The following is a 12,706-nucleotide window of genomic DNA, read 5'->3' on the forward strand; positions in this document are numbered from 1 at the left end:
ATGGATTCTCAACGTAATATCCTGCTCATCGGTTTGGCCCTGGTTTCTTTTTTGCTGTTTCAACAATGGCAAGTTGCAAAGAATCCAGAACCTCAAGCAGTTGAACAGGCTCAATCAAGCAGCACTCTACCTGCACCATCTTTTGCTGATGAACTTGACCCAGTTCCCGGTCAACAGCAAGCTTCTGCAAAAACTATCACAGTAACGACTGATGTTTTAACTCTGTCGATCGACACCGTTGGTGGCGATGTGGTACATGCCAACCTTAACGAATACTCTGCTGAGTTAGATTCATCAGATTCCTTTGTTCTGCTTAAAGACGCTCAAGGTCACCAATTTATCGCTCAAAGCGGTCTAGTGGGTCCTCAAGGTATCGACTTGAGCAGCACAAATCGCCCTCACTACAACGTAAGTGCAGACAGCTTCACAATGGCTGACGGTCAAGATGAACTTCGCGTTCCGATGACATTCACTGCAAACGGCATCGAATACACCAAAACTTACATCTTTAAACGCGGCAGCTACGCGCTTAATGTTGAATACGATGTAGTGAACAACTCAGGCAACAACGCAACATTTGGTATGTACGCTCACCTACGTCAAAACCTAATGGACGATGGTGGTAGCATCACAATGCCTACTTACCGTGGTGGCGCATACTCAACAGAAGATACGCGTTACAAGAAGTACAGCTTTGATGATATGCAGGATCGCAACCTGTCTCTTAACCTAGCCGATGGCCAAGGTTGGGCAGCAATGATTCAGCACTACTTTGCCGCAGCTTGGATCCCACGTAACGAACCAGGTACTAACCTATACACTCGTGTAATTGGCAACCTCGGCGACATCGGCGTTCGTATGCCGAACAAAACTATCGCAACAGGCGATCAGGCTAAGTTTGAAGCAACACTTTGGGTTGGTCCAAAACTGCAAGATGAAATGGCAGAAGTGGCACCTAACCTAGACCTAGTAGTGGACTACGGCTGGTTATGGTTCATTGCGAAGCCTCTTCATATGTTGCTTTCATTCATCCAGAGCTTTGTTGGCAACTGGGGTGTGGCAATCATCTGTCTGACCTTCATCGTTCGTGGTGCAATGTACCCACTAACAAAAGCGCAATACACGTCTATGGCGAAAATGCGCATGCTACAGCCTAAGCTGCAAGCAATGCGTGAGCGTATCGGTGATGACCGTCAGCGCATGAGCCAAGAAATGATGGAACTGTACAAGAAAGAGAAAGTGAACCCACTAGGTGGCTGTTTACCTCTTATCCTACAGATGCCTATCTTCATCGCGCTTTACTGGGCACTAATGGAATCGGTTGAGCTACGTCACTCTCCATTCTTCGGTTGGATTCATGACCTTTCAGCGCAGGACCCTTACTACATCCTGCCGCTATTGATGGGTGCGTCTATGTTCCTAATCCAGAAGATGAGCCCGACAACGGTAACGGATCCAATGCAGCAGAAGATCATGACCTTTATGCCGGTTATGTTTACCTTCTTCTTCTTGTTCTTCCCATCAGGTCTCGTTCTATACTGGTTGGTGTCGAACATCGTAACGCTTATCCAGCAAACTCTGATCTACAAAGGATTAGAGAAAAAAGGCTTACACAGCAAGTAACCTTTTAGGAAATGATTGAGAAAGGCGGCCAAAAGGTCGCCTTTTTGTTTTTGGCTGATTACAATTCAGCTAATTAATTGTGATGGCTCCCTAGGTATCTTCCCTATAGCCCAGCTCAAAAGGCAAAATTATGACTACAGATACGATTGTCGCTCAAGCGACCGCGCCTGGTCGTGGCGGTGTCGGTATTATTCGAGTTTCTGGCCCTAAAGCCAACCAAGTGGCGTTAGAAGTCACTGGCAAAACACTAAAGCCCCGCTACGCAGAGTACCTGCCGTTTAAGTCAGAAGATGGCACTGTGCTTGATCAGGGCATCGCACTGTACTTCCCTAACCCGCATTCATTTACCGGTGAAGACGTACTTGAGCTGCAAGGCCATGGCGGCCCTGTCGTGATGGATATGCTGATAAAACGCATTCTAGGTATAGATGGTATTCGAGCTGCTCGCCCTGGTGAGTTCTCTGAACGCGCATTTCTGAACGATAAACTCGACCTCGCTCAAGCCGAGGCGATCGCAGACCTCATTGATGCCAGTTCTGAAGAAGCAGCAAAATCGGCACTGCAATCCTTACAGGGCGCATTTTCAGGCCGCATTAATACCTTAGTTGAGTCGCTGATTCATTTGCGTATCTATGTTGAAGCAGCCATCGACTTCCCTGAAGAAGAGATCGACTTTTTGGCCGACGGTAAAGTGGCTGGTGACCTACAAGCCATCATCGACAACCTAGATGCGGTGCGCAAAGAAGCTAACCAAGGCGCTATTATGCGTGAAGGGATGAAAGTCGTGATTGCGGGTCGTCCAAATGCGGGCAAATCAAGCCTACTGAACGCGCTATCGGGTAAAGAATCTGCAATCGTAACCGACATCGCAGGAACCACGCGTGATGTACTGCGTGAGCATATCCATATTGATGGCATGCCACTACACATCATTGATACAGCAGGTTTGCGTGATGCTTCCGATGAAGTAGAGAAAATCGGTATCGAACGCGCGTGGGATGAAATAGCCCAAGCAGACCGCGTGTTGTTCATGGTGGATGGCACGACAACCGATGCCACCGATCCGAAAGATATCTGGCCAGATTTTGTGGATCGCCTACCAGACAACATTGGCATAACTGTGATCCGTAATAAAGCGGATCAAACGGGTGAAGATATGGGGATCTGCCACGTCAATAACCCTACTCTTATCCGTTTGTCAGCGAAGACTGGTGCAGGGGTTGAAGCTCTGCGCGATCATCTCAAGGAGTGTATGGGCTTCTCTGGCAACAGTGAAGGTGGGTTTATGGCTCGTCGTCGTCATCTCGATGCATTAGAACGTGCCGCACAGCACCTTCAAATAGGCCAGGAGCAGCTTGAAGGCTATATGGCCGGTGAAATATTGGCTGAAGAGCTACGTATCACCCAACAACATCTCAATGAGATTACCGGTGAGTTCAGTTCTGACGACTTACTGGGACGAATCTTCTCTTCATTCTGTATAGGGAAGTAAATAATCGAACGCGCGGTGCTGAGCTTAACTCACACCGCGTTTCTTTTTGTACGGCAAGCCATCCATGAGCTTTAGCCGTCGCATTCAATAAGGAAGAAGTATGATCCACATTATTACAGGCAGCACGTTAGGTGGCGCAGAATACGTAGGGGATCACCTGAGTGATCTACTCAACGAGAATGGATTTGAAACAACGATCCACAACCAGCCTTCCCTCAGTGATATCGAAAATCAAGGTACGTGGTTGGTGATCACCTCTACACATGGAGCTGGTGAGTATCCTGATAATATCCAACCTTTTATCGCAGCATTACAAAATACACCGCCAAAAATGACTGATGTAAAATTTGCGGTGATTGCGATTGGTGACTCTAGCTACGATACGTTCTGTGCCGCTGGTCAACACGCTTATGATTTATTAGAGGATATTGGTGCAACCCCTCTCGCAGATTGCTTTAAAATCGATGTACTGAGCCATGATGTGCCAGAAGACGCCGCAGAGATGTGGTTAAAAGAGAATATCGAACGTTTTTAAACTCACGACTTTCCCTTCAACAGAGTCGAAATTCGGCTCTGTTTTCTCCCATGTGAATAACTCCCACCAAATTATTTTGTTTAACCGCTCAAAAACTAACCAAACAGACTGTGGATAACTACAATAAGATCCAGTGATTTTCCTTTAGTTATCCCAATAACAACTTTGATCAATTTTACCTCCTGTGTATAACTACCACTTTTGATCCCAGGTAATCCTCGATCTGATCCAATCATGATCACAAGATATGATCCAAAGAAGATCCATGATCTTGTTGATCATTTTTAGGTTATCCACAGAAACGGTCGATCCTAATAGTAGATCTAATAAAAGATCATATATATAGATCTTATATATATTTATCTTGAAGCTTAAAACGGATAAAACGAGAAAACGTTTTTCTCTCTGGCATAAAGCAGGTAAAATACGGCTCCTTTATCTGTCCATTAAATCCCTTTGAATACCTGAGGTCAGTTCATGCTTTATCACGAAAACTTTGACGTCATTGTTGTCGGTGGCGGACACGCAGGAACGGAAGCCGCGCTCGCATCTGCACGCACAGGACAAAAAACGCTTCTCCTTACCCATAACATCGATACATTAGGCCAGATGTCTTGTAATCCGGCGATCGGTGGTATTGGTAAAGGTCACTTAGTAAAAGAAGTAGATGCTATGGGCGGTTTGATGGCTGAAGCCATCGACCATGCAGGTATTCAGTTTCGTACACTAAATGCCTCCAAAGGTCCTGCAGTACGAGCAACTCGAGCTCAAGCCGATCGCGCTCTGTACAAAGCGTACGTTCGTAATGCATTAGAAAATGCGCCTAACTTAACGTTGTTCCAGCAATCAGTTGATGATCTGATTGTTGAACAAGATCGCGCAGTTGGTGTGGTAACTCAAATGGGACTTCGCTTCCATGCGAAAGCCGTTGTGCTAACCGTGGGTACCTTCCTTGGTGGTAAGATCCACATAGGTATGGAAAGCTCGTCTGGTGGTCGTGCCGGGGATCCACCATCGATCGCATTAGCGGATCGACTGCGTGAACTGCCGTTCCGTGTGGATCGTTTAAAAACAGGTACTCCACCGCGCATTGATGCTCGTACTGTTGATTTTTCAGTGCTAGAAGCTCAGCATGGTGATAACCCAACGCCTGTATTCTCGTTCATGGGCAAACGTGAACAGCATCCGCGTCAGATTCCATGTTTCATCACCCACACCAATGAACAAACTCACGATGTGATCCGTAGTAACTTGGATCGCAGTCCAATGTACGCAGGTGTGATTGAAGGTATTGGTCCGCGTTACTGTCCGTCTATTGAAGACAAAGTGATGCGTTTCGCTGACAAAAACAGCCACCAAATCTTCATTGAGCCAGAAGGCCTAACCACGCACGAGTTATACCCTAATGGTATCTCGACCAGCTTGCCATTTGATGTGCAAGTACAAATCGTGCGCTCAATGAAAGGGTTTGAAAATGCACACATCGTTCGCCCAGGTTATGCGATTGAATACGATTTCTTCGATCCACGTGATTTGAAGCAAACGTACGAGACGAAGTTCATCCATGGTTTGTTCTTTGCTGGCCAGATTAATGGTACGACTGGCTACGAAGAAGCCGCAGCGCAAGGCTTGATGGCGGGCCTAAACGCAAGCTTGTTTAGCCAAGACAAAGAAGGCTGGAGCCCACGTCGTGACCAAGCTTACATGGGCGTGTTGATTGATGACTTATCGACCATGGGTACCAAAGAGCCGTACCGAATGTTCACTTCTCGTGCGGAATACCGCCTGCTACTTCGTGAAGATAACGCCGATTTACGTTTAACGGAAAAAGCGCGCGAGCTAGGCTTGATTGATGATGTTCGTTGGGCTCGCTTTAACGAGAAAATCAACAATATGGAAACGGAGCGTCAGCGTTTGAAAGCAACGTGGATGAATCCGAAGTCAGAGGGTGTTGATGAGCTGAACAAGCTGCTGAAAACCCCAATGGCCCGTGAAGCGAGTGGTGAGGATCTTCTGCGTCGTCCTGAGATCACTTATTCGCAACTGACGCAACTTGAAGCGTTTGCTCCTGCACTTGAAGATCAGCAAGCGGCTGAGCAAGTTGAAATTCAAGTGAAATATGATGGTTACATCAAGCGTCAGCAGGAAGAGATCGAAAAATCACTGCGTCACGAAAATACCAAGTTACCTGCTGATTTGGATTACCGCGATGTAAAAGGTTTATCAAACGAAGTCGTTGCTAAACTGAGCGAGGCCAAACCAGAGAGCATCGGTATTGCATCACGCATTTCTGGTATTACGCCTGCTGCAATTTCTATTCTACTTGTTCACTTGAAAAAGCATGGTTTGCTGAAGAAAGGTGAGGAAGAATAATGAGTGCATTGCGAACAAAGCTGGATTCACTGATCGCGAAAACCGATTTGGAAGTGTCAGAACAGCAACGAGAGCAGTTAGTTGGTTATGTCGAACTGCTCGACAAATGGAACAAAGCGTACAATTTAACATCGGTACGTGATCCGCTTGATATGTTAGTGAAACATATTCTTGATAGTATCGTTGTAAGCGCACACCTGCCCGGTGAGCGCTTCATTGATGTTGGTACTGGTCCGGGGTTACCGGGCATCCCTTTGGCAATCATGAACCCTGAGAAAACCTTCTTTTTGCTCGACAGTCTTGGCAAACGCATCCGTTTTATCAAGCAAGTCGTGCACACATTAGGGCTGAAAAACGTGACACCAATTCAAAGTCGCGTCGAAGAATTCCAACCTGAAGAAAAATTTGATGGCGTTTTGAGTCGAGCTTTTGCTTCAATGACAGACATGGTGGAATGGTGCCACCATTTGCCGAAACAAGAGCACGGGGTGTTTCTAGCGCTGAAAGGGCAGCACCCTAAAGATGAAATGGATCAGCTTCCTGAATGGTGCAGTGTGACAGAGATCATATCTTTGGCTGTTCCTGAGTTGGAAGGTGATCGTCATCTAGTAATCTTATCGCGCAAGGAAAATTAGCGAGGTAATCGTGGGTAAAATTGTAGCAATCGCCAACCAGAAAGGTGGGGTCGGCAAAACAACAACGTGCATTAACTTAGCGGCTTCGATGGCGGCAACAAAGCGCAAGGTTTTGGTGATCGATCTCGACCCGCAAGGCAATGCTACGATGGCCAGTGGCGTGGATAAGTATATGGTCGACGCCACCGCATACGATCTTTTGGTTGAAGATACACCGTTCGATCAAGTCGTTTGTACCCAAACAACAGGGAAGTATGATTTGATCGCGGCGAACGGAGACGTGACCGCGGCAGAAATCAAATTGATGGAAGTTTTCGCTCGTGAAGTGCGTCTAAAAAATGCATTGTCGTCAGTTCGCGATAACTATGATTTCATCTTTATTGATTGTCCTCCTTCTCTAAACCTTCTTACAATCAATGCGATGGCGGCAGCTGACTCTGTGCTGGTGCCGATGCAATGTGAATACTTTGCGTTAGAAGGTTTAACTGCTCTTATGGATACAATCAGCAAGTTAGCGGCTGTTGTGAATGAAAACCTAAAAATCGAAGGTTTATTGCGTACCATGTACGACCCACGCAACCGCTTATCGAATGAAGTATCCGATCAACTTAAAAAACACTTTGGGAATAAAGTTTACCGTACTGTCATTCCGCGTAATGTTCGTTTGGCTGAAGCGCCAAGTCACGGTAAGCCAGCAATGTACTACGATAAGTACTCCGCAGGTGCCAAAGCGTATCTTGCTTTAGCGGGCGAAATGCTCCGCCGCGAAGAAATCCCAGTTTAACTCTAACCTAAGGAATTCAATCCCATGTCTAAGCGTGGTCTCGGAAAAGGACTGGATGCGTTATTGTCGACCAGTTCGTTTGCTCGTGAAAAACAGCATATTGCATCGCATAGCCAAGAATTATCGGCAGACGGTGAGTTAACCGATTTAGCGATTGGTCAATTGCAGCCGGGCGTATACCAACCGCGTAAAGATATGGCGCCTGAAGCGCTAGAAGAACTAGCGGCTTCGATTCAATCACAAGGCATTATTCAACCAATCGTGGTTCGCCAGGTCGAAAATGGTCAGTTTGAGATCATCGCAGGTGAGCGCCGCTGGCGTGCTGCAAGGCAGGCGGGTTTAAAACGCGTGCCGTGTTTGGTGAAAAAAGTTGAAGATCGTGCCGCCATCGCAATGGCGTTGATTGAAAACATTCAACGTGAAGACTTGAATGTGATTGAGGAAGCCCAAGCGCTTGAACGTCTACAAGATGAATTCACGCTGACACATCAGCAAGTGGCCGATGTGATTGGTAAATCAAGAACGACGGTGAGTAACCTATTACGTCTGAATCAGTTGGAAGTTGATGTAAAAGGTCTGGTTGCAGATAAAAAATTGGAAATGGGTCATGCTCGAGCTCTGTTAGCGTTAGAAGGCGAACAGCAAGTCGAAGTAGCTCAACAAGTGGCTAAGAAGCAAATGACTGTTCGCCAAACCGAACAGTTAGTAAAAAAGTGCTTAGCCCCACAAAATGAGCAAAAAGGGCAACAAGAGGATACCGAAGCCGAGCAAATGTCGCATAAATTGAGTCAGCTGCTTGATGCAAAAGTTTCTCTTACCCGTTCTGCAAACGGAAAAGCGAAATTGACGATAAGTCTTGATGAGCCTCACAAATTGGACCAACTAATTGCCAAGCTTGAGGCCTAGATGAGATAATTGATTTAGGTCAATTAATCTAATTAATCGAATTTTGTGCGAAAGTTGTCGTTTTGTAAACAAAACTGTAAGTTTTTGATGCAATCGAATTGCTTTACGTTGAACTGAACGTATAATTTTCGCCAATTTCCCAGCACAGAGAGTTAAGTGCGAAGTGGATATTACTAGAGGTACGAATACATGGTAGCTGCGTTAGCTAGACCAGGACGAGAGCTCGCAAGGCAATTGTTAATGATCCAGTCTGGCGCGGTTATTTTTGTGGCAGCAGGAATGGCGGTAGCCATAAATCCTGACTGGGGATTTTCAGCGCTGATTGGCGGAGGCATTTTTGTTGTTGCCAATGCAGTATTCGCGCTGTGTGCTTTCATGTTTAGTGGAGCTCGCGCTGCCAAGCGCATCGCTGCTTCCTTCTATACGGGTGAAGTACTGAAAATTCTCATCACGGTTGCACTGTTCTATGTTGCCTACATGTATATGCAGGTGGAACTTGTTCCCCTCAAACTAACCTATTTGCTGGTACTAGGTATTAATATCTGTGCACCAGTGCTATTCATTAACAACAAAAAATAGGATGAGTTATGGCTGCGCCAGGTGAAGCGCTAACATCGTCCGGTTACATTGCCCACCACCTTTCTAACCTATCGCTATACAAGTTGGGTTTAGTAGGGTCGGAGACAAGTTTCTGGAACGTACATATCGATAGCCTGTTTTTTTCTTGGTTTACTGGTTTAATCTTCCTCGGAATTTTTTACAAAGTAGCAAAGAGAACAACAGCGGGTGTACCGGGTAAGCTTCAGTGTGCTGTAGAAATGATCGTTGAATTTGTCGCCGATAACGTCAAAGACACGTTCCATGGACGCAACCCACTGATCGCGCCTTTAGCACTGACTATCTTTTGTTGGGTATTTTTGATGAACGTGATGGACTTAGTTCCTATCGACTTCTTACCATACCCAGCAGAGCATTGGCTAGGTATTCCTTACCTTAAGGTTGTACCGTCTGCTGATGTGAATATCACCATGGCTATGGCTCTAGGCGTTTTTGCATTGATGATTTACTACAGCATCAAAGTAAAAGGTCTAGGTGGATTCGCAAAAGAACTTGCACTACATCCATTCAATCACCCACTGATGATTCCGTTTAACCTACTAATTGAAGTGGTATCGCTATTAGCGAAACCTCTATCACTTGGTATGCGTCTATTCGGTAACATGTTCGCGGGTGAGGTTGTATTCATTCTTTGTGCGGCAATGCTACCATGGTACTTACAATGGATGGGTTCACTACCGTGGGCAATCTTCCATATCTTGGTTATTACGATTCAAGCCTTCGTATTCATGATGTTGACAATTGTTTACCTGTCAATGGCACACGAAGATCCTGATCATTAATTTTTTTAAAGCTTTTTATTTGGGCACTAAGCCAACAACTATAAATTGGAGATAGTAATGGAAACTTTACTGAGCTTTTCTGCAATCGCCGTAGGTATTATCGTCGGTCTTGCTTCTCTTGGTACAGCGATTGGTTTCGCACTGCTAGGTGGTAAATTCCTAGAAGGTGCTGCACGTCAACCAGAAATGGCTCCTATGCTACAAGTTAAGATGTTCATCATCGCGGGTCTACTTGATGCGGTTCCAATGATCGGTATCGTAATCGCGCTACTATTCACTTTCGCAAACCCATTTGTGGGTCAACTAGCAGGCTAATTAACAACTCTGTTAATTGTATTTTTGTAGTTGATTCTTAAAAGGGAGTAGCTGTTGTGAACATAAACGCAACTCTGCTAGGTCAAGCAATCTCGTTCGCACTATTTGTGTGGTTCTGCATGAAGTATGTATGGCCACCATTGATGCAAGCGATCGAAGAGCGTCAGAAGAAAATTGCTGATGGTCTTCAAGCAGCAGAACGTGCTGCGAAAGACTTGGATCTAGCACAAGCCAACGCTTCTGATCAATTGAAAGAAGCGAAGCGCACAGCAACTGAGATCATCGAACAAGCGAACAAGCGTAAGTCTCAAATTCTTGATGAAGCTCGCGAGGAAGCTCAGGCAGAACGCCAGAAAATCCTAGCGCAAGCAGAAGCAGAACTTGAAGCTGAACGCAATCGTGCACGCGATGAGCTGCGCAAACAAGTTGCTACTCTGGCTGTAGCTGGTGCTGAGAAAATCCTTGAGCGTTCTATCGATAAAGATGCGCAAAAAGATATTCTCGACAACATTACTGCAAAACTTTAAGTCTGGGGGCGCATATGTCTGATTTGACTACTATCGCACGCCCCTATGCTAAAGCAGCCTTCGACTTTGCTTTAGAGAAAGACCAGTTGGACCAATGGGGCCAAATGTTATCTTTTGCTGCTGAAGTGGCCAAAAACGAACAAATGAACGAACTACTAACGGGTTCGGTTTCTGCTGACAAAATGGCAGAAATTTTTGTTGCAGTTTGCGGCGAACAAGTTGATGCGCACGGTCAAAACCTTTTGAAGGTAATGGCTGAGAATGGTCGTTTAGCGGCCCTTCCTGATGTTTGCACGGAGTTTTTTACTCTGAAAAAAGAACATGAGAAAGAAATTGATGTTGAAGTAATTTCAGCAACAGAGCTTTCTGATGAACAACTTGCAAACATTGGCAGCAAACTTGAAAAGCGTCTTGAACGCAAAGTGAAGCTGAATTGCAGTGTAGATGAGACCCTACTTGGTGGGGTTATTATTCGAGCCGGAGACCTAGTCATCGATGACTCAGCGCGTGGTCGTTTGAACCGCCTGAGCGATGCATTGCAGTCTTAATGGGGATTGGAGCATGCAACTTAATTCCACGGAAATTAGCGATCTGATCAAACAACGTATCGAATCTTTCGAAGTTGTTAGTGAAGCTCGCAACGAGGGTACTATCGTATCGGTAAGCGATGGTATCATCCGCATCCACGGCCTAGCGGACGTGATGCAAGGTGAAATGATTGAATTACCGGGTGGCCGTTATGCACTGGCACTTAACCTTGAGCGTGACTCGGTTGGTGCGGTTGTAATGGGCCCATATGCTGACCTTAAGGAAGGCATGAAAGTTACAGGTACTGGCCGCATTCTTGAAGTGCCAGTTGGTCCAGAACTACTAGGCCGCGTAGTAAATACGCTGGGTGAGCCTATCGATGGTAAAGGTCCAATCGAAGCGAAAATGACTTCGCCTGTAGAAGTGATCGCACCAGGTGTAATCGACCGTAAATCGGTAGACCAACCTGTGCAAACTGGTTATAAGTCAGTTGACTCAATGATCCCAATCGGTCGTGGTCAGCGTGAGCTTATCATCGGTGACCGTCAGATTGGTAAAACAGCACTGGCGATCGACGCGATCATCAACCAGAAAGACTCTGGTATTTTCTCTATCTACGTAGCAATCGGTCAGAAAGCATCGACTATCGCTAACGTTGTTCGCAAACTAGAAGAGCACGGCGCACTACAAAATACTATCGTTGTAGTTGCATCAGCTTCTGAATCTGCAGCGCTTCAATACCTAGCGCCTTACGCAGGTTGTGCGATGGGTGAATACTTCCGCGATCGCGGTGAAGACGCACTGATTGTTTACGATGATCTATCTAAGCAAGCGGTAGCTTACCGTCAGATCTCTCTACTACTTAAACGTCCACCAGGCCGTGAGGCATTCCCAGGTGACGTATTCTACTTACACTCGCGTCTACTAGAGCGTGCAGCTCGTGTAAACGAAGAGTACGTAGAGCGTTTCACTAACGGTGAAGTGAAAGGTAAGACTGGTTCTTTGACTGCTCTTCCTATCATCGAAACTCAAGCAGGTGACGTTTCAGCATTCGTACCGACTAACGTAATCTCGATTACCGATGGTCAGATCTTCCTACAAACTGAGCTATTCAACGCTGGTGTTCGTCCTGCTGTTGACCCTGGTATCTCAGTATCTCGTGTAGGTGGTTCAGCTCAGACGAAAATCATCAAGAAACTATCAGGTGGTATCCGTACAGCACTAGCTGCATACCGTGAACTAGCGGCATTTGCTCAGTTCTCTTCTGACCTTGATGACGCAACGAAGAAACAGCTAGACCATGGTCAAAAAGTTACAGAACTAATGAAGCAGAAGCAGTACGCTCCAATGTCTGTATTTGACCAAGCTCTAACTATCTTCGCGGCAGAGCGCGGTTACCTTGATGATGTAGAACTTAACAAAGTTCTAGATTTCGAGGCGGCTCTACTATCGTACGCTCGCGGTCAATACGCTGAACTAGCAGCTGAGATCGACAAGTCTGGCGCTTACAACGATGAAATCGAAGCTCAGTTGAAGAAACTGACTGACGACTTCAAAGCAACCCAAACTTGGTAATTAGGTCGGTGGC

General features: G+C 46.0%; 13 protein-coding genes. All 13 read left to right on the top strand.

What is annotated here, in order from left to right; genetic code table 11:
* On the top strand, positions 1-1,623 hold the full coding sequence (gene yidC / locus R8O11_RS16405) for a membrane protein insertase YidC (protein ID WP_005383834.1): 1,623 nt from the start codon (positions 1-3) through the stop codon (positions 1,621-1,623).
* Between the two features lie 130 nt (positions 1,624-1,753).
* A complete protein-coding gene (gene mnmE, locus R8O11_RS16410) occupies positions 1,754-3,115 on the top strand; it encodes a tRNA uridine-5-carboxymethylaminomethyl(34) synthesis GTPase MnmE (protein WP_005383836.1) in 1,362 nt (453 codons plus the stop codon).
* 100 nt (positions 3,116-3,215) lie between these two features.
* Positions 3,216-3,650, top strand: coding sequence for an FMN-binding protein MioC (gene mioC, locus R8O11_RS16415; RefSeq protein ID WP_005378900.1), 435 nt, complete (start codon positions 3,216-3,218; stop codon positions 3,648-3,650).
* 477 nt (positions 3,651-4,127) lie between these two features.
* Complete coding sequence (gene mnmG, locus R8O11_RS16420) at positions 4,128-6,023, top strand: tRNA uridine-5-carboxymethylaminomethyl(34) synthesis enzyme MnmG (protein WP_005378901.1); 1,896 nt, start codon at positions 4,128-4,130, stop codon at positions 6,021-6,023.
* On the top strand, positions 6,023-6,658 hold the full coding sequence (gene rsmG / locus R8O11_RS16425; protein WP_005378902.1) for a 16S rRNA (guanine(527)-N(7))-methyltransferase RsmG: 636 nt from the start codon (positions 6,023-6,025) through the stop codon (positions 6,656-6,658). Before mnmG ends, rsmG begins: the two co-directional genes overlap by 1 nt.
* Positions 6,659-6,668: 10 nt before the next feature.
* Positions 6,669-7,442: a ParA family protein gene (locus R8O11_RS16430; RefSeq protein WP_005383838.1), complete on the top strand. Its 774-nt coding sequence runs from the start codon at positions 6,669-6,671 to the stop codon at positions 7,440-7,442.
* A gap of 24 nt (positions 7,443-7,466) precedes the next feature.
* The gene (locus tag R8O11_RS16435; RefSeq protein ID WP_005383840.1) at positions 7,467-8,348 is read left to right on the top strand and encodes a ParB/RepB/Spo0J family partition protein; all 882 of its coding nucleotides are present in this window, start codon (positions 7,467-7,469) and stop codon (positions 8,346-8,348) included.
* A gap of 189 nt (positions 8,349-8,537) precedes the next feature.
* Positions 8,538-8,927, top strand: a complete 390-nt coding sequence (locus R8O11_RS16440) for a F0F1 ATP synthase subunit I (protein ID WP_005378921.1) — start codon at positions 8,538-8,540, stop codon at positions 8,925-8,927.
* A gap of 8 nt (positions 8,928-8,935) precedes the next feature.
* Positions 8,936-9,748 (top strand): F0F1 ATP synthase subunit A, encoded by an 813-nt coding sequence (gene atpB / locus R8O11_RS16445; protein WP_005378922.1) that lies wholly within the window; start codon positions 8,936-8,938, stop codon positions 9,746-9,748.
* Positions 9,749-9,805: 57 nt separating this feature from the next.
* Positions 9,806-10,063, top strand: coding sequence for a F0F1 ATP synthase subunit C (gene atpE / locus R8O11_RS16450; protein ID WP_005372317.1), 258 nt, complete (start codon positions 9,806-9,808; stop codon positions 10,061-10,063).
* A gap of 56 nt (positions 10,064-10,119) precedes the next feature.
* Positions 10,120-10,590: a F0F1 ATP synthase subunit B gene (atpF, locus tag R8O11_RS16455; protein ID WP_005378929.1), complete on the top strand. Its 471-nt coding sequence runs from the start codon at positions 10,120-10,122 to the stop codon at positions 10,588-10,590.
* 14 nt (positions 10,591-10,604) lie between these two features.
* Entirely contained in the window at positions 10,605-11,138 is a 534-nt protein-coding gene (atpH, locus tag R8O11_RS16460) for a F0F1 ATP synthase subunit delta (protein ID WP_017635596.1), read from the top strand.
* 13 nt (positions 11,139-11,151) lie between these two features.
* Positions 11,152-12,693: a F0F1 ATP synthase subunit alpha gene (gene atpA / locus R8O11_RS16465; protein WP_005378931.1), complete on the top strand. Its 1,542-nt coding sequence runs from the start codon at positions 11,152-11,154 to the stop codon at positions 12,691-12,693.
* Positions 12,694-12,706 lie beyond the last annotated feature (13 nt).

This window comes from Vibrio sp. 1288 (genome assembly GCF_033344475.1).

What these genes read in the sequence shown, in the direction of transcription:
- yidC (WP_005383834.1), top strand. Translation starts at nt 1, where the DNA reads ATGGATTCTCAACGTAATATCCTGCTCATCGGTTTGGCCCTGGTTTCT.
- mnmE (WP_005383836.1), top strand. Translation starts at nt 1,754, where the DNA reads ATGACTACAGATACGATTGTCGCTCAAGCGACCGCGCCTGGTCGTGGC.
- mioC (WP_005378900.1), top strand. Translation starts at nt 3,216, where the DNA reads ATGATCCACATTATTACAGGCAGCACGTTAGGTGGCGCAGAATACGTA.
- mnmG (WP_005378901.1), top strand. Translation starts at nt 4,128, where the DNA reads ATGCTTTATCACGAAAACTTTGACGTCATTGTTGTCGGTGGCGGACAC.
- rsmG (WP_005378902.1), top strand. Translation starts at nt 6,023, where the DNA reads ATGAGTGCATTGCGAACAAAGCTGGATTCACTGATCGCGAAAACCGAT.
- R8O11_RS16435 (WP_005383840.1), top strand. Translation starts at nt 7,467, where the DNA reads ATGTCTAAGCGTGGTCTCGGAAAAGGACTGGATGCGTTATTGTCGACC.
- R8O11_RS16440 (WP_005378921.1), top strand. Translation starts at nt 8,538, where the DNA reads ATGGTAGCTGCGTTAGCTAGACCAGGACGAGAGCTCGCAAGGCAATTG.
- atpB (WP_005378922.1), top strand. Translation starts at nt 8,936, where the DNA reads ATGGCTGCGCCAGGTGAAGCGCTAACATCGTCCGGTTACATTGCCCAC.
- atpE (WP_005372317.1), top strand. Translation starts at nt 9,806, where the DNA reads ATGGAAACTTTACTGAGCTTTTCTGCAATCGCCGTAGGTATTATCGTC.
- atpH (WP_017635596.1), top strand. Translation starts at nt 10,605, where the DNA reads ATGTCTGATTTGACTACTATCGCACGCCCCTATGCTAAAGCAGCCTTC.
- atpA (WP_005378931.1), top strand. Translation starts at nt 11,152, where the DNA reads ATGCAACTTAATTCCACGGAAATTAGCGATCTGATCAAACAACGTATC.